This is a genomic window from Streptomyces sp. HUAS MG56 (assembly GCF_058673395.1).
Genome location: NZ_CM178722.1, coordinates 6,885,329 through 6,908,685 on the forward strand (window position 1 = coordinate 6,885,329; position 23,357 = coordinate 6,908,685).

14 protein-coding genes and 1 pseudogene are annotated in these 23,357 nt (G+C 71.0%); 3 read left to right on the forward strand and 12 right to left on the reverse strand.

Annotation, left to right across the window (positions count from 1 at the left end; all coding sequences use genetic code 11):
- Positions 1–49: 49 nt before the first annotated feature.
- Entirely contained in the window at positions 50–1,768 is a 1,719-nt protein-coding gene (treS, locus tag AC4OXY_RS32580) for a maltose alpha-D-glucosyltransferase (RefSeq protein ID WP_362818827.1), read from the reverse strand.
- Positions 1,765–3,858 (reverse strand): alpha-1,4-glucan--maltose-1-phosphate maltosyltransferase, encoded by a 2,094-nt coding sequence (locus AC4OXY_RS32585; RefSeq protein ID WP_491991505.1) that lies wholly within the window; start codon positions 3,856–3,858, stop codon positions 1,765–1,767. The genes treS and AC4OXY_RS32585 overlap by 4 nt, the downstream gene beginning before the upstream one ends.
- Before the next feature lie 1,043 nt (positions 3,859–4,901).
- Between AC4OXY_RS32585 and glgP the strand changes: the two genes are divergently transcribed.
- Positions 4,902–7,520, forward strand: coding sequence for an alpha-glucan family phosphorylase (gene glgP, locus AC4OXY_RS32590; RefSeq protein WP_356034596.1), 2,619 nt, complete (start codon positions 4,902–4,904; stop codon positions 7,518–7,520).
- Positions 7,521–7,529: 9 nt separating this feature from the next.
- Here the strand turns inward: glgP and AC4OXY_RS32595 are convergent, their stop codons facing one another.
- Together AC4OXY_RS32595 and AC4OXY_RS32600 are read right to left on the reverse strand one after the other, a co-directional pair.
- On the reverse strand, positions 7,530–7,706 hold the full coding sequence (locus AC4OXY_RS32595) for a DUF397 domain-containing protein (RefSeq protein WP_356034460.1): 177 nt from the start codon (positions 7,704–7,706) through the stop codon (positions 7,530–7,532).
- A gap of 8 nt (positions 7,707–7,714) precedes the next feature.
- Positions 7,715–8,548, reverse strand: a complete 834-nt coding sequence (locus AC4OXY_RS32600; protein WP_356034462.1) for a helix-turn-helix domain-containing protein — start codon at positions 8,546–8,548, stop codon at positions 7,715–7,717.
- A gap of 180 nt (positions 8,549–8,728) precedes the next feature.
- On the opposite strand from AC4OXY_RS32600, the gene AC4OXY_RS32605 reads away from it, so the two are divergent.
- Positions 8,729–9,139 (forward strand): ATP-binding protein, encoded by a 411-nt coding sequence (locus AC4OXY_RS32605; protein WP_491991506.1) that lies wholly within the window; start codon positions 8,729–8,731, stop codon positions 9,137–9,139.
- Entirely contained in the window at positions 9,139–10,023 is an 885-nt protein-coding gene (locus AC4OXY_RS32610; RefSeq protein WP_356034468.1) for a hypothetical protein, read from the forward strand. Before AC4OXY_RS32605 ends, AC4OXY_RS32610 begins: the two co-directional genes overlap by 1 nt.
- Before the next feature lie 226 nt (positions 10,024–10,249).
- Here the strand turns inward: AC4OXY_RS32610 and AC4OXY_RS32615 are convergent.
- The 8 genes and pseudogenes from AC4OXY_RS32615 to AC4OXY_RS32650 form a co-directional block, all read right to left on the reverse strand.
- A pseudogene (locus tag AC4OXY_RS32615) lies at positions 10,250–10,399 on the reverse strand (DUF6881 domain-containing protein); the annotation flags it as partial.
- Positions 10,400–10,518: 119 nt separating this feature from the next.
- Complete coding sequence (locus AC4OXY_RS32620; RefSeq protein WP_356034471.1) at positions 10,519–11,040, reverse strand: DUF1990 domain-containing protein; 522 nt, start codon at positions 11,038–11,040, stop codon at positions 10,519–10,521.
- 71 nt (positions 11,041–11,111) lie between these two features.
- Complete coding sequence (locus tag AC4OXY_RS32625) at positions 11,112–12,761, reverse strand: M4 family metallopeptidase (protein ID WP_356034474.1); 1,650 nt, start codon at positions 12,759–12,761, stop codon at positions 11,112–11,114.
- A gap of 251 nt (positions 12,762–13,012) precedes the next feature.
- Entirely contained in the window at positions 13,013–15,076 is a 2,064-nt protein-coding gene (locus AC4OXY_RS32630) for a M4 family metallopeptidase (protein ID WP_491991507.1), read from the reverse strand.
- A 281-nt stretch (positions 15,077–15,357) separates the two neighbouring features.
- Entirely contained in the window at positions 15,358–17,124 is a 1,767-nt protein-coding gene (locus AC4OXY_RS32635; RefSeq protein WP_491991508.1) for an ABC transporter ATP-binding protein, read from the reverse strand.
- Positions 17,121–18,905, reverse strand: a complete 1,785-nt coding sequence (locus tag AC4OXY_RS32640) for an ABC transporter transmembrane domain-containing protein (protein ID WP_491991509.1) — start codon at positions 18,903–18,905, stop codon at positions 17,121–17,123. The genes AC4OXY_RS32635 and AC4OXY_RS32640 overlap by 4 nt, the downstream gene beginning before the upstream one ends.
- Before the next feature lie 27 nt (positions 18,906–18,932).
- Positions 18,933–20,828: an ABC transporter ATP-binding protein gene (locus tag AC4OXY_RS32645; RefSeq protein ID WP_491991510.1), complete on the reverse strand. Its 1,896-nt coding sequence runs from the start codon at positions 20,826–20,828 to the stop codon at positions 18,933–18,935.
- Entirely contained in the window at positions 20,825–23,236 is a 2,412-nt protein-coding gene (locus tag AC4OXY_RS32650) for an ABC transporter transmembrane domain-containing protein (RefSeq protein ID WP_491991511.1), read from the reverse strand. Before AC4OXY_RS32650 ends, AC4OXY_RS32645 begins: the two co-directional genes overlap by 4 nt.
- Between the last annotated feature and the right edge of the window lie 121 nt (positions 23,237–23,357).

Below are 23,357 nucleotides of genomic sequence, written 5' to 3' on the forward strand. Positions count from 1 at the left end.
CCGGTGGAAACGCGCCACCGCCCCGCCCGGCCGGAACCACGCGGGTCCGCTACGCGGACTCGCGGCGCAGCCTGAACCAGTAGAAGCCGTGCCCCGCGAGGGTGAGCAGGTACGGCAGTTCACCGATCGCCGGGAAGCGGACCCCGCCGAACAGTTCGACGGGATGCCGCCCGCGGAACCGGCTCAGGTCCAGCTCGGTCGGCTGGGCGAAGCGCGAGAAGTTGTGCACGCACAGCACGAGGTCGTCCTCGCCGTCCCGCGACAGGGGGGCCTCGCGCAGGAAGGCGAGCACCGCCGGGTTGGAGGACTGGAGCTCGTTGTACGAGCCGAGTCCGAAGGCGGGGTTCTGCTTGCGGATCTCGATCATGCGCCGGGTCCAGTGCAGCAGCGACGACGGCGAGGACATCGCGGCTTCCACGTTGGTGACCTGGTAGCCGTAGACGGGGTCCATGATCGTCGGCAGGAAGAGCCGCCCGGGGTCGCTGGACGAGAAGCCGGCGTTGCGGTCGGGGGTCCACTGCATGGGGGTGCGGACGGCGTCGCGGTCGCCGAGCCAGATGTTGTCGCCCATGCCGATCTCGTCGCCGTAGTAGAGGATCGGTGAGCCGGGCAGGGAGAGCAGCAGGGCGGTGAACAGCTCGATCTGGTTGCGGTCGTTGTCGAGGAGGGGAGCGAGGCGGCGGCGGATGCCGATGTTGGCGCGCATGCGGGGGTCCTTGGCGTATTCGGCCCACATGTAGTCGCGTTCTTCGTCGGTGACCATTTCGAGGGTGAGCTCGTCGTGGTTGCGCAGGAAGATGCCCCACTGGCATTTCGACGGGATCGCGGGGGTCTTGGCGAGGATCTCGGAGACCGGGTAGCGCGATTCGCGGCGTACGGCCATGAAGATGCGTGGCATGACGGGGAAGTGGAAGGCCATGTGGCACTCGTCGCCGCCGGTGCCGTAGTCGCCGAAGTAGTCGACCACGTCCTCGGGCCACTGGTTGGCCTCCGCCAGCAGCACCGTGTCCGGGTACTGGGTGTCGATCTCCTTGCGGACCCGCTTCAGGAACTCATGGGTCGCCGGCAGGTTCTCGCAGTTGGTGCCCTCCTGCTGGTACAGGTACGGCACGGCGTCCAGCCGGAACCCGTCGATGCCGAGATCCAGCCAGAACTTCAGCGCGGAGATCATCTCCTCCTGCACCGCCGGGTTCTCGTAGTTCAGATCCGGCTGGTGCGAGAAGAAGCGGTGCCAGTAGTACTGCTTGCGTACGGGGTCGTACGTCCAGTTGGAGGCCTCGGTGTCGACGAAGATGATCCGGGCGTCCTGGAACTGCTTGTCGTCGTCGGCCCATACGTAGTAGTCGCCGTACGGCCCGTCCGGGTCGCGCCTCGACTCCTGGAACCACGGGTGCTGGTCGCTGGTGTGGTTCATGACGAAGTCGATGATGACGCGCATGCCGCGCTGGTGGGCGGCGTCCACGAACTCCACGAAGTCGGCGAGGTCGCCGAACTCGGGCAGGACGGCCGTGTAGTCCGAGACGTCGTAACCACCGTCCCGCAGCGGTGACTTGAAGAACGGCGGGAGCCACAGGCAGTCCACGCCGAGCCATTGCAGATAGTCGAGCTTGGCGGTCAGACCTTTCAGGTCGCCGATGCCGTCGCCGTTGCTGTCCTGGAAGGAGCGGACCAGGACCTCGTAGAAGACGGCGCGTTTGAACCAATCCGGGTCACGGTCCTTGGCGGGCGTGTCCTCGAAGGTGTCCGGAACGGGCTCATTGACGATCATGTGGTGGGTGACCCTCCGATCTGCGGGGTGGACGGTCGCAGGACGCTGAAGACGTGCGCGGGCCTGAGGCCCGGTTCGAGGCGCACATAGTTGGCCCTGCCCCAGTGATAGGTCTCGCCGGTGAGCTCGTCGCGCACCGGCACGGACTCGTGCCATTCCAGGCCGAGTTGCGGCATGTCCAACGAGACCGTGGCCTCCTGGGTGTGGCGGGGATCGAGGTTCGCGACCACCAGAACCGTGTTCGACCCGCTCCGCTTCGAGTAGGCGATCACCGCGTCCTTGTCGGCGTGGTGGAAGTGCAGATCGCGCAGTTGGCGCAGCGCCGGATTCTGCCGTCGGACGGTGTTGAGGCGGGTGATGAGGGGGGCGATGCTGCGGCCCTCGCGTTCGGCGGACTCCCAGTCGCGGGGCCTGAGTTGGTACTTCTCGGAGTCGAGGTACTCCTCGCTGCCGTCCTTCAGCGGGGTGTTCTCGCACAGTTCGTAGCCGCTGTACAGGCCCCAGGCGGGGGAGAGGGTGGCGGCGAGCACGGCGCGGACCTCGAAGGCGGGGCGGCCGCCGTGCTGGAGGTAGGCGTGCAGGATGTCCGGGGTGTTGGCGAAGAGGTTCGGCCGCATGTACGCGGCGGCCTCGCCGGTCAACTCGGTGAGGTGTTCGGTGAGTTCGTGCTTGGTGTTGCGCCAGGTGAAGTAGGTGTAGGACTGCTGGAAGCCGATCTGGGCGAGGGTGTGCATCATCGCGGGGCGGGTGAAGGCCTCGGCCAGGAAGATCACGTCCGGGTCCGTGTTGTTGACCTCGGCGATGACCCGTTCCCAGAACACGACGGGTTTGGTGTGCGGGTTGTCGACCCGGAAGATCCGCACCCCGTGGTCCGTCCAGTGCCGCAGGATCCGCACCGTCTCGGCGACCAGGCCGTCCAGGTCGGCGTCGAAGGCGACGGGGTAGATGTCCTGGTACTTCTTCGGCGGGTTCTCCGCGTAGGCGATGGTGCCGTCGGCCCGGTGGTGGAACCAGTCGGGGTGCTTGTCCACCCAGGGGTGGTCCGGGGAGCACTGCAGCGCGAAGTCGAGGGCGACCTCCATCCCCAACTCCCGTGCGCGGCCCACGAAGTGGTCGAAGTCCTCGAACGTGCCCAGCGCCGGGTGCAGGGCGTCGTGCCCGCCCTCGGGGGACCCGATCGCCCACGGCACCCCGACGTCGTCCGGACCGGCGGCGAGGGTGTTGTTCGGGCCCTTGCGGAAGGTCGTCCCGATGGGATGGACCGGCGGGAGGTACACCACGTCGAAGCCCATCGCGGCGATCGCCTCCAGCCGGCGGGCCGCCGTACGGAACGTGCCGTGGGGCTGCTCGGCGGTGCCCTCCGACCGCGGGAAGAACTCGTACCACGACCCGAACAGCGCCCGCTCCCGCTCCACCAGCAGCGGCATCGCCTCGGACGCCGTGACCAGCTCCCGCAGCGGATGCCGCTCCAGCACCGCCGCCACCTGCGCGGACAGCGCCGGCGCCAACCGGTCCCCCACCGACAGGGCCTCGTCGCGCAGGGCCGCCGCCGCCTTCCGCACCAGCCGGCGGTCGGCCTTCGGGACGCCCTCGGCGGCACGTTCGTACAGCCGGGCGCCCTCCTCCAGGACCAGGGCGGTGTCGACACCGGCCGGGATCTTGACGCTCGCGTGGTGTCGCCAGGTGGCCAGCGGGTCGGACCAGGCCTCCACGGTGTACGTCCAGCGGCCGGGCGCCCCGGCGGTGACGGTGGCACCCCAGCGGTCGGTGCCCGGGGCGAGCTCCCGCATCGGTGTCCACGGGCCACGGCGGCCCTTCGGGCCTCGCAGCACCACGTTCGCCGCGACGGCGTCGTGCCCCTCGCGGAAGACCGTGGCAGACACCTCGAACGACTCACCGGTCACCGCTTTGGCCGGCCTGCGCCCGTGCTGGACCACGGGGCGTACGTCGAGGACGGGGATACGGCCCAGGGTGGTGGCCGGCGGCGGTGAAGAAGCCTTTCCGGCGCGGGGTTTCACGGGCTTCACGGGTTTCTTGGCCGATGCCTTGCTGCTCGACGGTGGTCCTGACGACTGGTGCGTGGCGGGCATGACCGCTCCTGTCCGCGTCAACGTGGGTGTGGGCGGAGTGATGTGGGGAGGTGGGTCCTGCGAGGTGCTGTGGTGCGCCTGTGGGGTGTGTACCGCAGGAGCCTTCCCATCCTGCTCGGGTGGGCAATCCGGCACTTTGTTAACTACTCGCGCGTATGTCCACCCGTCGGACCGGCCCCTTTTTTCCGGGTGCCCGGCAACCCACGCTTCACGCACCTCAACAGGCCTGTCATCGACGGGAGACGGTCCGGCCCCGGTGACGTGCGGGACAAGTCCTTCGGCTCGCGGCGGACAGATCGTCGTCGTGGGCGTCGGCGGCCGGGCGCAGCGCACCGGAGGCATCCGGCTGACGCCGGCCCCGAGGCCGGCCGGCGGTGACCGCCGGCGGAGGCGGACCGGGCTGGAGAGACCGGCGGTTCCGCGCCCTGCCGGTGGGCGTGGACCAGTACCGGGACCACTCCTTCCGGTCGATGCCGTTCATCACCAACGAACTGCGGCTGCTCGCCCAGGCGATCGAGGACGAGGTCGAGCGCTTCGTGTGCAAGGCGGCGCCGGGCGACCACCCTCTGCTGCTCCTGTCCGGGCACGGCTTCCACGCCGACGGTATGGACTTTCTCGTCACCGGACCCGCCGCCCGGCTCGACTCGCTCCGGTTCCGGAGCCACTGCCTGCCGATCGAGTTCGGCGCGTTCCTCAGGGAGTCCGAGTCCGCCCAGCTCGTGGCGGCGGTCGACGCCTGCCGGGATCCGTTCGACACGTCCACGAAATCGGTGCGCGACGCGCCGGCCCGGAGCAGGGGAACCACCGGCTACGAGGACTACGACGACCCCGAGCGCCCCCGGTACGCGCACGTGTACGCCTGCGCCCGCTACCGTACGGCCTGCGACAGCTGGGCCACGTCCTCCCCGGCGACGTGGAGTTCACAGATCCCGCCACGCCCTGAGGACGTCCCCACCGACCCTCCGGTAACCACTACCGTCGACAGTGACGACGAGACGTACGGCGCCGTACGTCTCCCCCCGCGACGCGTCCGAGGTGGAAGTGTGAAGGCGATCCGTCGGTTCACCGTCCGTCCCGTTCTCCCCGATCCCCTCCGGCCGCTGAGTGACCTGGCGCGGAATCTGCGCTGGTCCTGGCATGCGGAAACGCGCGACCTCTTCCAGTCCGTCGACCCGGAGGCCTGGGCCGCCGCCCAGGCGGATCCGGTACGGCTGCTGGGCCGGGTGCGCCCGGCCCGGCTGGCACAGCTGGCCGGGGACCGGCGGTTCCTGCGTCGGCTCGGCGCCGTGGCCGACGACCTCGACGACTATCTGACCGGGGAGCGCTGGTACCAGGCGCAGGCGGACGGGCTGCCCGCCGCCGTCGCCTACTTCTCCCCGGAGTTCGGCATCACGGCCGCGCTGCCCCAGTACTCCGGCGGCCTCGGCATCCTCGCCGGCGACCATCTCAAGGCCGCCAGCGACCTCGGCGTACCCCTGATCGGTGTCGGTCTCCTCTACCGGCACGGGTACTTCCGGCAGACCCTGTCCCGCGACGGCTGGCAGCAGGAGCACTACCCGGTGCTCGACCCCAACGAGCTGCCCCTCACCCAGCTCAAGGAGCCCGACGGCACCCCCGCGCGGCTCTCGCTCGCGCTGCCCGGCGCCAGGGCGCTGCACGCCCGGATCTGGCTGGCCCAGGTGGGCCGGGTGCCGCTGCTGATGCTCGACTCGGACGTCGAGGAGAACGACCTCGGCGAACGCGGGGTGACCGACCGGCTCTACGGCGGCGGCAGCGAGCACCGGCTGCTCCAGGAGATGCTGCTCGGCATAGGAGGTGTGCGGGCGGTGCGGACGTACTGCCGCCTCACCGGGCACCCGGAGCCGGAGGTCTTCCACACCAACGAGGGGCACGCGGGCTTCCTCGGCCTGGAGCGGATCGCCGAACTGTGCGCGGGCGGACTGGACTTCGACTCCGCGCTGGAGGCCGTGCGCGGCGGCACGGTCTTCACCACCCACACCCCCGTCCCGGCCGGCATCGACCGCTTCGACCGGGAGCTGGTCGCCCGGCACTTCGGCGCGGACGCCGAGCTGCCCGGCATCGATGTGCAGCGGATCCTGACGCTGGGCATGGAGACGTACCCGGGCGGCGAGCCGAACCTGTTCAACATGGCCGTGATGGGGCTCAGACTGGCTCAGCGGGCCAACGGCGTGTCCCTGCTCCACGGACAGGTCAGCCGGGAGATGTTCGCGGGGCTGTGGCCGGGATTCGACGCCGAGGAGGTGCCGATCACCTCGGTGACCAACGGGGTGCACGCGCCGACCTGGGTGGCGCCGGAGGTGCTGCGCCTCGGCGCCCGCGAGGTCGGCGCCCAGCGGGCGGAGGACGCGCTGACGGTGGGCGGCTCGGACCGCTGGGACTCCGTCGCCGACATCCCGGACCAGGAGATCTGGGAGCTGCGCCGCACCCTGCGCGAACAGCTGGTGCTGGAGGTGCGCGAGCGGCTGCGGGCGTCGTGGCGCCAACGGGGTGCCGGGAACGCCGAGTTGGGCTGGATCGAGGGGGTGCTGGACCCGGACGTCCTGACCATCGGCTTCGCGCGCCGGGTCCCGTCGTACAAGCGGCTGACCCTGATGCTGCGCGACCGTGACCGCCTGATGGAGCTGTTGCTGCATGCGGAGCGCCCGATCCAGATCGTCGTGGCGGGCAAGGCCCACCCCGCCGACGACAGCGGCAAGCGCCTCGTCCAGGAGCTGGTCCGCTTCGCCGACGACCCGCGCGTGCGCCACCGCATCGTCTTCCTGCCCGACTACGGCATGGCGATGGCGCAGAAGCTCTACCCGGGCTGCGACATCTGGCTCAACAACCCCCTCCGCCCCCTGGAGGCGTGCGGCACCTCCGGCATGAAGGCGGCGCTCAACGGCTGCCTCAACCTCTCCGTGCTGGACGGCTGGTGGGACGAATGGTTCCAGCCGGACTTCGGCTGGGCCATCCCGACGGCGGACGGCGTGGGCATGGACCCCGACCGCCGCGACGACATCGAGGCGGCGGCGCTGTACGACCTGCTGGAGCAGCGGGTGACCCCGCGCTTCTACGAACGCGGCCGCGCCGGCCTGCCCGACCGCTGGATCCAGATGGTCCGCCAGACCCTCACCCTGCTGGGCCCGAAGGTGCTGGCCGGCCGCATGGTCCGCGAATACGTCGAGCGCCTCTACGCCCCCGCCGCCCAGGCGCACCGCGCGCTCACCCCGGACACGGCGAGCGAGCTGGCCACCTGGAAGGCCCGGGTGCGGGCGGCCTGGCCCGAGGTGGGAGTCGACCACGTCGAGACGACGGCGACGACGGCCACGGCGGAGCTGGGCACGACCGTGGGCCTGCGGGTGCGGGTCGCCCTGGGCGAGTTGAGCCCGGACGACGTGGAGGTCCAGGCGGTCTCCGGCCGGGTGGACGCCGAGGACCACATCACGGACGCCACGGTCGTCGCCCTGAAACCGACGGGAGCCCCGGACCTGGAGGGCCGGCTGCTGTACGAGGGCCCCCTCTCCCTGGACCGCACGGGCCCGTACGGCTACACGGTCCGCATCCTCCCCACCCACCGCTTGCTCGCCTCGGCCGCCGAACCGGGCCTGGTGGCGGTGCCGCCGGGCGAGGTGGTGGAGGGGGCGGGGGTGTTGTTGCGGTAGGCCGGGCGCTCAGGCCTTCTTCAGGGCTTCGATGAACAGGGCAAAGGATCCGGCCGGGAGGGTGAGGGTGCCGACGGCCGGGTCCTTGGAGTCGCGGATGGTTATGTGGGTGCGGGAGTTGGCAATCTCCACGCACTCGTTGCCGTCGCCCTCGCCCGAGTAGGAAGACTTCCGCCAGGTGTCCATGGGATGCCTCACAGCTCCTTTGCCAGTCGGTGGATGAAGTCACGTGACTCGACCGGTTCGAGTGATACGGCCTCCACCATACGGAAGCGCGTTCGATAGATGTTGAGCTGAGCCTCGGCATCGATGAAGACTGCGCCGTGCGGCGCGTCCCGCACCACCGTGTCCAGCTGGGGCAGGGAGCTACCGACGTACGTCATCCCGCTTGACGCGGCAAAACCATCCAGGTCGAACGGGATGACGCGCAAGGTGACGTGGTCGGCTTCGGAGAGCCCGAGGAGCCGGGTGAGCTGGGCCTTCGAGGTGGAGCGGTCGCTGACCTTGATGCGAAGCGCCGCCTCATGGACCAGGGCCTCGTACGGGATGGTGATCCTCTGGCGCTCCTTGCGATGCCGAATGCGCAACTCAAGTTCTTCTTCGGTGAGTTCAGGCAACCTCGACGAGAAGACGGCACGGGCGTAGTCCTCCGTCTGCAGCAGGCCCGGCACGTACAGGATTGCCACGTGGCGCAGGAACCGGGCGTGGTACTCCAGCTCGGACAGGTCCAGGAAGGACGTGGGGAGGAGCCCCCGGTACCCCTCCCACCAGCCGCGTGTCCTGTCAGTGGCTATCTCGACCAGAGCCTCGACGAACTCACCGTCCGTACAGGCGTAATGGGAGGCGAGTCGACGCAGCCGATCCTCGCTCACCCCGATGAGCCCCGACTCGATGTGGCTGATCTGAGCCCTGTTCATCCCGAGTAGTGCTGCCGCTTGGATGGCTGTGAGTCCGGCCGCCTCACGGAGCCTGCGCAGTTCGAGCCCCAGGCGCAACTGACGTGCCGTTGGTTCGCGCCTCTGGACCATGAGTTGCTCCTGCTCTTTCGGGGGCGGATCACGCGATCAGCTTGCCACGGGTAACAGGCTACCCCTACCGTCGGTGACGTAGCGCACACACAGCGGAAGCGCACCGCTCCGTCGTGCCATGACGGCTGCGGCAGGCCACCGCGCGCGGAATCCCCTTCGCCTCACTGGAGTTGATGACGCATGTCCGAAAACGAGTCATGGGACTACACGCTGTACATCCCGAACGACCTCAGAGCCGTGACCGTCTGTCGCCGCACCCTGCGTCTGATCCTGACCCTGCACGGGTTGATCGGCCTGGTGGACACGGCGGAACTGCTGGCGGCGGAGCTGGTGTCGAACGCGGTACGGCACACCAAGGGGCCGGCCGCACTGAGGGTCCGCCGAACCCCGGAGGGGATGGTGTGGATCGCGGCGTGGGACACCGACCCCGCGCCGCCGGACCCGCCGCGTCTGCTGGAGCAGGTGGCGGAGCTGGAGGACGGACGCGGGCTGGGGCTGGTGAAGGCGTGCGCGGAGTACTGGGGGTGGCAGCCGACGGCACGGTTCGGGAACCGGGGCAAGTACGTGTGGTGTGAGCTGGGGGTCGCGTGATGGTCGGCTCGTCGCATGAGGCGCTGCACCGGATCTTTCAGAAGGATCCGACGCTGCTGACGAAGGCGTTACAGAAGGTCCTGCACGTGCCCTTCCCTGAACCGAGGGAGATCGCGGCGCTGAACGTGGACCTCACTGAGATCGAACCGGTCGAGCGCCGCGTGGACACGCTGCTGCGGGCGGAGACGGACGAGGGCACGTACCTGCTGGTGGTGGAGTCGCAGGGGAAGGTGGACGAGCGCAAGCGGGGCAGCTGGCCGTACTACCTGAGCTACCTGTACGAGAAGTACCGCTGCGAGCCGGTGCTCATCGTCATCACCCAGAGCAGCAGGACCGCCGACTGGGCCTCGCGTCCGATCCGCTTCGGGTTCCGGGACTGGCATTCGCTGACGGTACGGCCCCTGGTCCTCGGTCCGGACAACGTGCCGGTGATCGCGGACGAGCGGCAGGCGGAGAAGGACGTCCCTCTTGCGGTGCTCTCGGCCATGACACACGGGCGTGGCCCGCAGGCTGAGGCCATACTGGAGTCCCTGGCCGCCGCTCTGCGGACCATTGACCCGGACACGGCCGCAGTCTTCGTGCAGTTCGTCGACTCTTGCCTGGCCGACCCCCAGGCGAAGCAGATGTGGAGGGACCTGATGACGGCGATCCAGTACTTCTGGCGACACCCGCTGGCCGAACAGGTCCGCGAGGAAGGCCGGGAACAGGGCCGGGCTGAGGCCAAGGCCGAGATGGTCCTTCGCGTTTTGGAATGGCGTGACGTCCCGGTGCCCGACTCCGTCCGTGAACGAGTCCAAGCCTGCACGGACCTCGACCAGCTGGAGGCATGGGCCCAGCGCGCCGTACACGCCACGGACGCGATGGAGTTGTTCGCCGACGAGTGAGCAAGTGACCGTTAGGCCACTCGCCTCCCCGTAAGTTCCGTGCCTCCGCCAGGTGCGTCAAGGGTGCTTCGCGTCGCCTCCGGCGATCGGCCTCCGACCGACCCTTGACCCACCTCGCTCCAGCTCGGGGAAAGAGCGAGGGGCCCGGAAGTGCGGTCGCCCGCTGGCCTCTGCGGCATCCGGTCACCGGAATGGAATGGTGAGCTGCGGCGCTCTTCGGTCTGCATCAGGATCCGGTAGGCATCGACCATGAAGCGCTTTGCCAGGCCTGCTCAAACTCTTCGCCACTGATCAAAGTGGCGGAAAATTCCGGCTGGCTCGCCACGTCCTCAATTGTGCCTACTGGAATTTCACTCAGGCCAATTTCTGCGGACTCGTGGAATTCGTCAGGAGTCGACGGCGTTCCCGTGCTCGGACATGCCTCGGATCATCACATTCACGTGCTGTCAGCGGCAACGCGGCACGGAATCCAGCACCCCCGAGTTGGCGGGTTCTCTACTCCTCCGACAACCCCGCACACAGCTTCTTCAGCACCGCCCCGCACCGCCGTGCGTACGCGTGTTGCAGGACCCGGGTCGCCGGGCCGCCGGCCTTCGCGTACCACTTGGCGGGTTTGCTGAAGGCGGCCACGGTCAGCCAGACCGTGCCGTCGCCGGTGCGGTCGACGAGGAAGGCTTCCTCGCCGCATTCGGGGTGGTCTTCGAGGGTGCCGTAGGCCCAGCCGGCGCGGCGGGGTTCCTCGGTCGTCCAGATGATGCGGCAGGGGGCTTTCAGGAGGCCGGCCAGGGTGACGGTGACGTCCGCGCCGGGGGTCGCGCGGTCGGCGGTGGTGTCGATGCCCACGCCCATCGCGCGGTGCATCTCCCAGGTGAGGACCGCCTCGGCCGCCCGCTCGAAGAGCTTCGCACCCTCGCCGAGGCGGGTGCGTACGAAGAGGGGGTGGAAGCCGGGCGGGCAGTACGTCAGGTCGTCGCGGGTCGCGCCGACGGGTTCGTAGGTGAAGGGCGCCGAGGACATGGGTCACAAGGGTAGGCGGCACCCGGGGGGTTCTCCCACCGGGTGCCGCCTGAAGTTCAACTACGGCTGGTTCAGCTGACGTTGACCGCCGACCAGGCCGCGGCCACCGTGTTGTACTCGGTGCTGCCGGAGCCGTACAGGTCCTTGGCCGCGCTCAGGGTGCCCGCGCGGGCGGCCTTGTAGTCCGTGGTCGAGGTGAAGTACGTGGTCAGCGCCTTGTACCAGATCTGGAGCGCCTTGTCCCGGCCGATGCCGGTGACCTTGGAGCCGTTGGAGGTCGGGGAATTGTACGAGACCCCGTTGACCGTCTTGGCGCCGCTGCCCTCCGACAGGAGGTAGAAGAAGTGGTTCGCGACGCCGGAGGAGTAGTGGACGTCCAGGTTGCCGACCGAGGAGGACCAGGAGTCCGCCGAGCTGCCGTCCTTGCTGGGCTGGTCCATGTAGCGCAGCGGGGTGCCGTCGCCGTTGATGTTGATCTTCTCGCCGATGAGGTAGTCACCGGGGTCCTTGGCGTTGTTGGCGTAGAACTCCACGCCGACGCCGCCGAGGATGTCCGAGGTCGCCTCGTTCAGGCCGCCGGACTCGCCGCTGTAGTCGAGGCCCGCGGTGTTGGCGGTGACGCCGTGGGTCATCTCGTGGCCGGCCACGTCGAGCGAGGTCAGCGGGTCGGCGTTGCCCTCACCGTCGCCGTAGGTCATGCAGAAGCAGCTGTCGTCCCAGAAGGCGTTCACGTACGAGCTGCCGTAGTGGACGCGGGAGTAGGCGGCCTTGCCGTCGTTCTTGATGCCGCTGCGGCCGAAGGTGTTCTTGTAGTAGTCCCAGGTCTCCTGCGCGCCGTAGGCGGCGTCGGCGGCCGCGGTCTGGTCGGAGGAGGAGGTGGAGGCGGTGCCGGTGCCGAAGGTGTTGGTCGAGTTGCTGACCAGGGTGCCGGTGCCGGACGTCTTGCGGGCCAGGTTGTAGGTCTTGTGGCCGCCGCGCGAGGCGTCGGTCAGGTTGTACGACGAGCCCGACTGGGTCGTGGTCAGGCTGACGGTGCCCGAGTACAGCGTCTTGCCGGTGCCGGTCGCGTTCTCGACGCCCTGGTACTCGAAGAGCTTCTTGCCGGTGGTGGCGTCGGTGATGACGTGCAGCTGGTTCGGGGTGCCGTCGTCCTGGAGGCCGCCCACGATCGTCTCGTAGGCGAGGACGGGCGTGCCGTTCGCCGCCCAGATCACCTTGCGCGCGCCGTCCGCGGCGGACTTGGCGGAGCCGAGCGTCCTGGCGGCGGACACCGCCTGCTGCGCGGCCCTGGCGGGGGTGATCTTCGGCGTGAGCGAGGCCACCTTGATGGTCGCCCTGGTCGCCTTGGTGACGCCCTCGGTCCTGCCCGACTTGGCGGTGTGGACGACCAGGTCGCCGCCGAGGACGGGGAGGCCGGCGTACGTCCGCTCGTAGCGGGTGTGGACCGTGCCGTCGGCGTCCTTGACGACGTCCTTGACGACCAGCTTCTCCTTGGCGCCGAGGCCTATCGCCTGCGCGGTCGTGGCGGCGGTGTCCTGCGCCTTCTGCATCAGGGAGGCGTGGGCCGTGGCGGACAGCGCGGCGGGGGCGGCGGCCGACTGGTGGGCGGTGGGCTGGGCGGAGGCGGTGGTGGTCAGCCCGGTGGAGAGCAGGGCTCCGGCGGCGACAGCGGTGGCGATGGCCAGAGTGGTGCGCTTGTGACGCGCGTAGAGGGGGCTCACTCAAAGCTCCTTCAGGTGGGGAGTCCGGGCAGCGTGGGGTTACTGGCCCGGCTGTGTGGGGTTGTGAAGTTGCTGTGCTGCTGCGGCGGGTGGAGAGAGAGTGACATCAAGGATGCGTACATGTCAGGACCCTGAAGTGATGTTGGCTGGAAAATGACCGCTCGGGAAACATTTCAGGCGTGTGAACCCGGGCTGTTCGAGGGGGGCGACCCCTCGAACAGCCCCGTGGTGCAAGGGTCCTGACGTGCGGCTTACGGGAAGATCAGCTTCCAGTCGTTGAGCGTGCCCGTGTCCTGACTGGCTTGATCCTGCACCTTCAATTTCCATGTCCCGTCGGCCGTTTCGGCCGCCGCGTTCACCGTGTACGTCGCCTTGACGTTGTGGGCCGAGTCGGAGGAGCTGAAGTTCTTCAGCCGGTACGTCTTGCCCGACGGGCCGACGAGGTCGATGACCAGGTCGCCGCGCCACGTGTGCGTGATGTCGACGTTCACCTGGAGGTTGCCCGGCGCGTTCCCGCTGCGGTCGGAGACGGTGATGGCCGAGGTGATGGCCGGACCGTTGTCCGGGATCGCCATCTGTGTGTGGTTGTCGTACGTCGAGCCGGTGCCGCCACCGCCCCCGCCGCCGGAGCGCGAACCGACGTTGACGGCCGCCCAGGCGTCCTCGACCGCCGCGTACTCCGCGCCGGAGGTGCCGTACAGCTCGCCGGCCGCCGCGAGGGTGCCGGTGCGGGCGTCGGCGTAGTTGGTGGTGGAGGTGAACTTGGTGGTCAGCGCCCGATACCAGATCTGGAGCGCCTTGTCCCGGCCGATTCCGGTCACCGGAAGCCCGTCCGAGGTCGGCGAGTTGTAGTTCACGCCGTTGACCGTCTTGGCGCCGCTGCCCTCCGACAGGAGGTAGAAGAAGTGGTTCGCGACGCCGGAGGAGTAGTGGACGTCCAGGCCGCCGACCGAGGAGGACCAGCTGTCCGCCGAGCTGCCGTCCTTGCTGGGCTGGTCCATGTAGCGCAGCGGGGTGCCGTCGCCGTTGATGTTGATCTTCTCGCCGATGAGGTAGTCACCGGGGTCGGAGGCGTTGTTGGCGTAGAACTCCACGCCGGTGCCCATGATGTCGCTGGTCGCCTCGTTCAGGCCGCCGGACTCGTCGCTGTAGTTCAGGCCCGCGGTGTTGGCGGTGACGCCGTGGCTCATCTCGTGGCCGGCCACGTCGAGCGAGGTCAGCGGGTCGGCGTTGTTCTGGCCGTCGCCGTAGGTCATGCAGAAGCAGCTGTCGTCCCAGAACGCGTTCACGTACGAATCGCCGTAGTGCACGCGGGAGTAGGCGCCGACGCCGTCGTTCTTGATGCCGCTGCGGCCGAAGGTGTTCTTGTAGAAGTCCCAGGTCTCCTGCGCGCCGTAGGCCGCGTCGGCGCCCGCGGTGGCCGCGTTCGACGTGGTTCCGTCGCCCCAGGTGTCGTTGTTCTGCGAGAACAGCGTGCCGGTGCCGTCGCTGCCGCCGCCCAGGTTGTACGTCTTGTGGCCGCCGCGCGAGTTGTCGGTCAGCGTGTACGTCGAGCCCGACTGGGCCGTGGTCAGCGTGACCTGCCCGCTGTACCGGGTGTTGCCGACGCCGGTCTCGATGCCCTGGTACTCGTAGAGCTTCTTGCCGGTGGTGGCGTCGGTGATGACGTGCAGCTGGTTCGGGGTGCCGTCGTCCTGGAGGCCGCCCACGATCGTCTCGTAGGCGAGGACGGGCCTGCCCGTGGCGGCCCAGATCACCGTGCGGGCGCTGGAGGCGGCCGACTTCGTGCCGCCGCGCGCCTTCGCCCGCTGCACGGCCTGCTTCTCGGCCGCGGCCCGGGACACCTTCGGGGTGAGGCCGGAGACCTTCACCGTGGCGTGCGTGGCACGGATGACGTCCATGGTCTTGCGGGACTTGTTCGTGTCCACCACCAGGTCGCCGCCGAGGACGGGCAGACCGGCGTACGTCCGCTCGTAGCGGGTGTGCAGCGTGCCGTCGGCGTCCTTCACGACGTCCTTGACGACCAGTTTCTCCTGGCTGCCGAGGCCGATCGAGCGCGCCGTGGCGGCCTTGGTGGCGTCGGCGTCGCGCAGCAACTCGGCGCGCTGCGAGGGCGAGAGCCTGAGCGCCGTGTGCGCCGGGTTCGCCTTGACGGGCCGCGGGCCGGCCGCCGGAGCGGCACTGGCCGCGCCCGTCTGGACGGCGGCGGCGATCAGCGCGGCGGCACCGGCGAGGGCGAGGGTGGCGCTGCGGCGGTGCGCGGTGCGGGACTGCGGGGTGTGGGAGGTGCGTCCGCGAGAGGAATTGCGTCTCAACACTGACTCCTTCTGCGTGGCCGCAGGTCGTGCGGCCAGGGGAGACCGGACGAGAGGTCGGGGCGTCCGGGCAGAACAGGACGTGCGCGAAACGAGGTGCGGGGTCGTGCGGGCCGGCTCGCGAGCGTGCGCGTGCAGTGGTGGGGTTGCTGTGAGTCGGCCAGGGAAGAGTGGCAGGGGATCGGTGTGTCTGTCAGGACCGCGTCACAAACTTGGCCGGAAACGGTCCGTTGACCGGTTGTTCAAGTCCGGTATGCGGACCGTTGGGCCGGACGCGTCCCTCAGCGGGCGTCCCCGTGCCAGGTCCGCCACAGCGCCGCGTACGCCCCGCCCGCCGCCACCAGCTCCTCGTGCGTCCCCAGTTCCGTGAGGCGGCCGTCCTCCATGACCGCCACGCGGTCGGCGTCGTGGGCGGTGTGCAGGCGGTGCGCGATGGCGATGACCGTGCGGCCCTCCAGGACGGCGGCGAGGGCGCGCTCGGTGTGGCGGGCCGTGGTGGGGTCCAGCAGGGCCGTCGCCTCGTCCAGGATCAGGGTGTGCGGGTCGGCCAGCACCACACGGGCCAGGGCGAGTTGCTGCGCCTGCGAGCCGTCGGTGGCCGTGCCGCCCGTGCCCAGCCGGGTGTCGAGGCCGGCCGGCAGGTCGCGCACCCACTCGTCGGCGCCCACCGCCGCCAGCGCCGCCCACAGGTCGCCGTCCGTGGCCTGCGGTTCGGCGATCAGGAGGTTGTCCCGGACCGTGCCGAGGAACACATGGTGCTCCTGCGTCACCAGCACCACCTGGCGGCGCAGCAGCTCCGGCTCCAGATCGGCGACCGGCACCCCGCCCACCGTCACCGCCCCGGACCCGGGCCGGTCGATGCCCGCGAGCAGCCGGCTCAGCGTCGTCTTGCCGGCCCCGGAGGGCCCCACCACCGCGAGCCGCTCCCCGGGCCGCACCGTCAGGTCCACCCCGCGCAGCACCTCGCCGCCGCACTCGTAGGCGTACCGCACGTCCCGCACGTCGATACGGTCGTCCACCGGCACCGGCGAGCCCGCACCGGCGTCCGAGCGGGGCGCCCGCGCCAGCCCCTCCACGCGCGCGAACGAGGCACCGCTGCTCTGCAGTTGCTCCACCCGCATCAGGATCTGGTCCAGCGGCTCGGTGAACTGCCGCAGGTACAGCGCCGCCGCCACCACCGCGCCCACCCCGACCGAGCCCCGCTCGTGCAGCCAGCCGCCCAGCAGCAGGATCCCCGCCACGGGCACGGTGTACGTGATCTCGACCGCCGGGAAGAACACCGTGCGCAGGAACAGCGTGTGGAAGCGGGCCCGGCGGGACGTCTCCAGCGCGTCCCGGCCGGCCGTGACCCGCCGCTGCCGCAGCCGGAACGCCTCGACGGTGCGGGCCCCGGCCGCCGTCGAGGCGACGATCTCCGCCACCTCGGACGTCGCCGCGCCCTCGGCGAGATAGCCGTCCCGGGCCCGCCGCAGATACCAGCGCAGCGCCAGCCAGACCGGGGTCAGACCGAGCACCCCGAACGCCCCGAACAGCGGGTCCAGCGCGAACACCGCGCCCAGCACGAACAGCGCCTGCACGGAGTTGACGAGCAGTTCCGGACCGACGTCCCGCAGCGTGCTGCCGACCGTCGCCACGTCCGCCGTGCCCCGCGCCGTCAGGTCACCCGTACCGGCCCGCTCCACCACGGCCGCGGGCAGCGCCAGCACCCGCTCGACGTACTCCTCGCGCACCCGGGCCAGCGTCCGCTCCCCGAACCGGTAGCCCACGTACCGCGCCCAGCGGGCCAGCAGCAGCTGCGCGAGCGAACACAGCAGGATCCACAGCGCGAGCCGGTCCACCGCCCCGACCCCGTGCCCGGCGCGCACCTCGTCGACGATGCGCCCGACCAGCCACGGCCCGACCAGTCCCGCCCCGGCCGCCAGCGCGTTGAGCAGCACCGCGGCGGCGAACGCCCGCCCGTCGGCCCGCACCAGCCGCACCGCGGCCCGCCGCACCTGCCCGCGGTCCGCGACCGGCAGCAGCCCCTCACCCGGCACGCCCGCCGTCACCCCGCAACCCCTTCCGTGTCGGTGACATCCGCCGCGTTCCCGGCATCCTCTGTGTCCTCTGTGTTCTCTGTGTTCTCTGGGTTCTCGGCCTCGACGTCCCGGGCGACCAGGGCCCGGTACTCCGGTTCCTCGGCCAGCAGCCGCCGGTGCGGGCCGCGCGCCGCGACCTTCCCGTCGGCCAGGAACACCACCGTGTCCGCGCGGTCCAGCAGCAGCGGCGAGGTCGACGTCACCACCGTCGTACGTCCCTCGCGCGCCGCCCGCAGCCGCTCGGCCACCGTCGCCTCCGTGTGCGCGTCCAGCGCCGAGGTCGGCTCCACGGCGAGCAGCACCTCCGGGTCGGCGAGCAACGCCCTGACCAGCCGCACCCGTTGACGCTGGCCACCGGAGAGACTGCGGCCCTGCCCGGCGACGGCCGAGTCGGCCCCCTCCGGCAGCCCGCGTACGACGTCCTCGGCCGCTGCGGCGTACAGCGCCCGCCGCAGCGCCGCCTCCCCGGCCGCGCCCCCGGCGGCCACGACCTCCCGCAGCGGCCCCGCGAACAGGTCGGCCTCGTTGTCCGCGACCAGCACACGCGCGCGTACGTCGGCCAGCGGGATCGCGTCCAGCCGCACCCCGCCCCAGGTGACGTCGGTCGGGCCGAACCGGCCGAGCCGGTCGACCACGGCGGCGGCCTCGGCGGGCCGGGCGGCGGCCAGCGCGGTCAGCCGGCCCGGCGCGATCCGCACCCCGGACACCGGGTCGTGCAGCTCGGCCGGTTCCGCGGGCGCGCGCCGCGTGCCCTCGTCCGGATCCGGCGCAAGGCGCAGCAGCCGTACGACCCGGCGCGCGGCCACCACGCCACGGTTCAGCTCGTAGACCATCTGCACCATGAACGCCACCGGCCCGATCAGCACCGCGACGTAGCCGTACACCGACACCAACTGGCCGATGCTGATGTGCCCCTGGGCCGTCAGCCGGGCACCGAGCCAGGTGACGACGGCGAGGAACAGGGTGGGCAGCCCGACGCCGAGCGCCTGCACCCAGCTGGCCACCGCGCCCACCCGGTACCCCTGCGCGCGCAGCGCCTGCGAATCCGTCCGGAAACCGTCGGCGAACAGCGACTTCCCGCCCAGCCCGTTGAGGACGCGCAGGCCGCCCGCGAGGTCCCCGATGCGGGCGGTCAGCACGCCCTGCCGCTCCCGGTACTCGCTCTCCGCGTGCTGCAGACGCAGCGTCAGCGGCCCGGTGACCAGCGCGAGCACCGGCAGCCCGAGCAGGACGACGGCGGCGAGCGGCGCCGAGACGGCGAACAGCAGCCCGGCGACCACCACGTACACCACGGCCGAGCCGACGCCCGGCCCGACGGCGGTGAGCGACTGCGCGATGACCTGTACGTCGCCGACGCCGATGGTCACGACCTCCCCGGCCCCCGCCCGGCGCGGCAGCGCGGCCCCGAGCCGCACCACATGCCCCACGACCACCTTCACCGTGCGGAAGTTGGCGTCCATCCGCACCCGGGTCATGGTGCGGTGCCGCATGATGCTCAGCCAGGCGTTGCCCGCGCCCAGCACGAACATCGCCCCCGTCCACGCGGCCAGCACCCCCAGCCGCCCCGGCACCAGCCCGTCGTCCACGGCCCGCGCCATCATGTACGGCTGCGCGGCCAGCAGCACCATCCACACGCTGGCCAGCGAGGCCCCGGCCAGCGACCGCCCCCGCTGCCGCCACACCAGCCAGCACAGATACCGCCAGCCGCTGCGGGTGTCGGGCACCCCCGGTTCCTCGTACGCGTCGATCATCCGTCCCCCGTTCGCGTAGCCCTGGGCCTAGGCCAGGCTGTCCCGCCAGGTCCTGTGCAGGTCCGCGAAGCGGCCCGTGCCCGCGACGAGGTCGGCCGGAGTGCCGTCCTCGACGATGCGGCCGTGCTCCATGACCAGGACCCGGTCCGCGATCTCGACCGTCGACAGGCGGTGGGCGATCACCACCGCCGTACGGCCCCGCAGCACCGTCGTCATCGCCCGCTGCACCGCCCGCTCGCCCGGGATGTCCAGGGAACTGGTCGCCTCGTCCAGGATCAGCACCGCCGGGTCGGCGAGCAACGCCCGTGCGAAGCCGACCAGTTGGCGCTGACCGGCCGAGATGCGGCCGCCGCGCTTGCGCACGTCGGTGTCGTAGCCGTCGGGCAGCGCGCTGATGAACTCGTGCGCGCCGATCGCCTTCGCGGCCCGCTCGATCTCCTCGCGGGTGGCGTCGGACCGGCCGATGGCGATGTTCTCCGCGACCGTCCCGGAGAACAGGAACGCCTCCTGGGTCACCATGACCACCCCGCGCCGCAGCTCGCGCATGGGCAGTTCCCGCAGGTCCACGCCGTCGAGCAGGACACGGCCGCCGGAGGGGTCGTAGAAGCGGGCCAGGAGCTTGGCGAGGGTGGACTTGCCCGCGCCCGTGGAACCGACCACGGCGACCGTCTGTCCGGCCGGGAGGGTCAGATCGAAACGGGGCAGCACCTCGCCGCCGGTGCGGTAGCCGAAGCTGACCGCTTCGAAGACGACCTCGCGCCCCGGCAAGTCGCCCTTCGGCGGCGGGAGTTCACGGGGCGCCGCCGGCTCGGGCACCGACGGGGTCTGGGCCAGCAGGCCGGCGATCTTCTCCAGGGAGGCCGCGGCCGACTGGTAGGCGTTGAGGAACATGCCGAGCCGGTCGATGGGGTCGTAGAGGCGTCGGAGGTAGAGGACCGCCGCCGCCAGCACGCCCAGCTCCAGCGAGCCCGTCGCCACCCGGTAGGCGCCCCACAGCACGATCCCCGCCACCGCCGTGTTGGCCACCAGCCGGGAGCCGACCACATAGCGGGCCATCTCCAGCAGCGCGTCGCCGTTCGTCCGCTCGTGCCGCCGGTTCAGCACGGCGAACTCGGCGTCGTTCACGGCCTCCCGGCGGAAGGCGCGCACCGGGCGGATGCCGTTCATCGTCTCCACGAACTTCACGATCACCGCCGCGATGGCCGTGGACCGCGCCCGGTACACCCGCCCCGCCCGCCGCTGGTACACGCGCACGAGCAGGTACAGCGGCGCGAGGGAGGCCAGCGCGAGCGCGCCCAGGCCGAGGTCCAGCCACAGCAGCAGCGCGGAGATGTAGACGAAGGACAGCACGACGGTCACCAGCTCCTGGAGTCCGTCGTTCAGCAGCTCGCGCAGCGACTCGACGTCCGTCGTGGAGCGGGAGATCAGCCGGCCCGAGGTGTAGCGCTCGTGGAAGTCGACGCTCAGTGCCTGCGCGTGCCGGAAGATCCGGCCGCGCAGGTCCAGCAGCACGTCCTGGCTGACCCGCGCGGACGTCTCGATGAACGCGGCCTGGAGGGCGCCGGAGAGCAGCGCGCACAGCAGACAGCCGACGGCCACCGCGATCAGCGGGCCGTGGTGGTGGGCACGGAACGCGGGTACGGCGCTGTCGATGGCGTACGCCACGATCAGCGGGCCCGCCTGTACGGCCGCCTGCTGGAGCAGCAGCAGGACCGTGGTCAGTACCGCCCTGCCCTTCAGGGGCGCGAGCAGTGAGCGCAGCAGGGCGGCGGTGGCGCCGGGCGCGGTGGGCAGGACGTCCCGGTCGAAGGCGTCGTCCGCGCCGTCGGCCCCCTGACCGGTGCCCTGTCCGGCCGGCTGTTGCCGGGGATCGGGGAGTTCGTCGTCGTCGGAGGTGGGGGTGGAGGCGGTCGTGGTGGTCAACGGGATTCCTCCGTATCCCTGAAGTGCCCGGATGTCCCGGACATCAGATGCGCGTACTCGGCGTTGGTGCGCAGCAGTTCGTGGTGCGTGCCGACGGCGGCGATCCGGCCGCCCGAGAGCAGGGCGACCCGGTCGGCGAGCAGCACCGTGGAGGGGCGGTGGGCCACGATCAGGGCGGTGGTGTCGGCGAGGACGTGGCGCAGCGCGGCCTCGACGGCCGCCTCCGTGTGCACGTCGAGGGCGGACAGCGGGTCGTCCAGGACCAGGAAGTCCGGTCGGCCGACGACCGCGCGGGCCAGCGCGAGGCGCTGACGCTGGCCTCCGGACAGGCTGAGGCCCTGCTCGCCGACCCGGGTGCCGGTGCCCTGCGGGAGGGCGTGCACGAAACCGGCGGCCTGCGCCACCTCCAGCGCCCGCTCCAACTCCGGCTCGCCCGCGTCCGGCCGGGCACCCATGAGGACGTTCTCGCCGACGCTCGTGGAGAAGAGCGTGGGCTCCTCGAAGGCCACGGCGACCTTGGCGCGCAGCTCCTCGCGGGGCATCTCGGTGATGTCGACGCCGTCGAGGGTGATCCGCCCCGAGGTGACCTCGTGCAGTCGCGGCACGAGCGCGGTGAGCGTCGTCTTCCCACTCCCGGTCGCGCCGACCAGGGCCATGGACTCGCCGGGGCGGATGTGCAGGTCGACGCCGGTGAGGAGGGGCGGCGAGTCGGGGGAGGCGTCGGGGTACCGGAACCGGACGTTCTCGAACCGCAGCCCGGCACCACCGCGGTGCGGTCCCGGTCGGGCATCCCGGCGTGCGGGGGCCGGGCTCTCCTCGCGCCGGTCGGCCAGGTTGTCCGGGAGTCCGGTGGTCGAGTCCTCTGCGGGTGGGGCGGTTGAGCTGTCCTCGGCTCCGGGGTCCGGGCTCTTCCCGCGTCCGGCGGTCGAGTTGTTCCCGTGTCCGGGGGCCGGGTTCTCCTTGCGTCGGGCGGCCAGGTCGTCCGGAAGTCCGGTTGCCGAGTCCTCTGCGCGTGGGGCGGTCAGGGCGTTCGGGAGTCCGGCTGCCGAGTCCTCGCCGTGTCCGGCTGCTGAGCTCTTCCCGTGCCGGGTTGCCGGGTCCTCCTTGCGTCGGGCGGCCAGGTCGTCCCCGAGTGCGGCTGCCGAGTCCCCTTCGCGCGGGGCGGTTGAGCTCTGCTTGGCTCCGGGGGCCGGGCCCTTCCCGTGTCCGGCGGTCGAGTTGTCCCCGTGTCCGGGGTCCGGGCTCTTCCCGTGTCCGGTGGTCGACTTGTCCCCGTGTCCGGGGCCCGGGCTCTCTCCGTGCCCCGGCGCCGAGCCTTCCCAGCGCCCCGATACCGAGCCTTCCCCGCGCCCGCTGGTCGAGCGCTCTGCGCGACCCGCTGCCGGGCGCTGTCCGCGCCCCGTTGGCAGGTCCTCCTCCGGGGGCTCGTCCATCGCCTCGAAATAGCGTTCCGTCGCCGTTGCCGCCTCCTGGCTCATGGCCAGCAGGAAGCCGATCGAGTCCACCGGCCAGCGCAGGGCGAGTGCCGTGCTCAGGAAGGCGACCAGGGTGCCCGCCGACAGGCCCCCGTCGGACACCCGTACCACTCCCAGCACCAGCGCCGCCCCGATCGCCAGCTCGGGCAGGGTCACGATGACGCCCCAGATGACGGCCAGCAGCCGGGCCTTGCGCAGCTCGGTGCCGCGCAGCGTGAGCGCCAGTTCGCGGAAGGCGTGCGCCTGGCTGCGGTGGCGGCCGAAGCCCTTGACGACGCGGATGCCGAGCACGCTCTCCTCGACCACCGTCGTCAGATCGCCGACCTGGTCCTGCGCCGCCCGGGCCACCGTGGCGTACCGCCGCTCGAAGACCGCGCAGGTCCACATCACCGGGATCGTGGGGCCGAGGATGACGAGGCCCAGCACCCAGTCCTGCGCCAGCATGATCACCACGCCGACCAGGATGGTCACGCCATTGACCAGAAGGAACGTCAGCGGGAAGGCGAGGAACTGGCGCAGCAGCATCAGATCCGTGGTGCCCCGGGACAGCAGCTGGCCCGAGGCCCAGCGGTCGTGGAAGGCCACCGGCAGCCGTTGCAGCCGCCCGTACAGCCCCGCCCGCATCCGCGCCTCCACACGCGACAGCGGACGGGCCACCAGCCACCGGCGCAGACCGAACAGCAGCGCCTCCGCGACGCCCAGCAGGAACAGGTACAGGGCACCCAGCCAGACCCCGCCCGGGTCGCGGTCGGCGACCGGCCCGTCGACCATCCACTTCAGGACGAGCGGGATCACCAGTCCCGTACAGGAGGCCACGACGGCGACGAACGCGGCCGTGAACAGCCGTGCGCGCACGGGGCGTACGTACGGCCACAGCCGCAGCAGCGTGCGGACGGCCGATCGGTCCTCGGTGGTTGCACGTGTCGTGGACATCACCGCGAGCGTACGGACCGGCACCGACATCGCCCACCGAGTTTCGGCCGGACCCGGCTCCGTCGCTGGTCCTACGACCGGCGCGGGCGAGGAGTCGTAGGGCGGCATCAACCGATCGGCG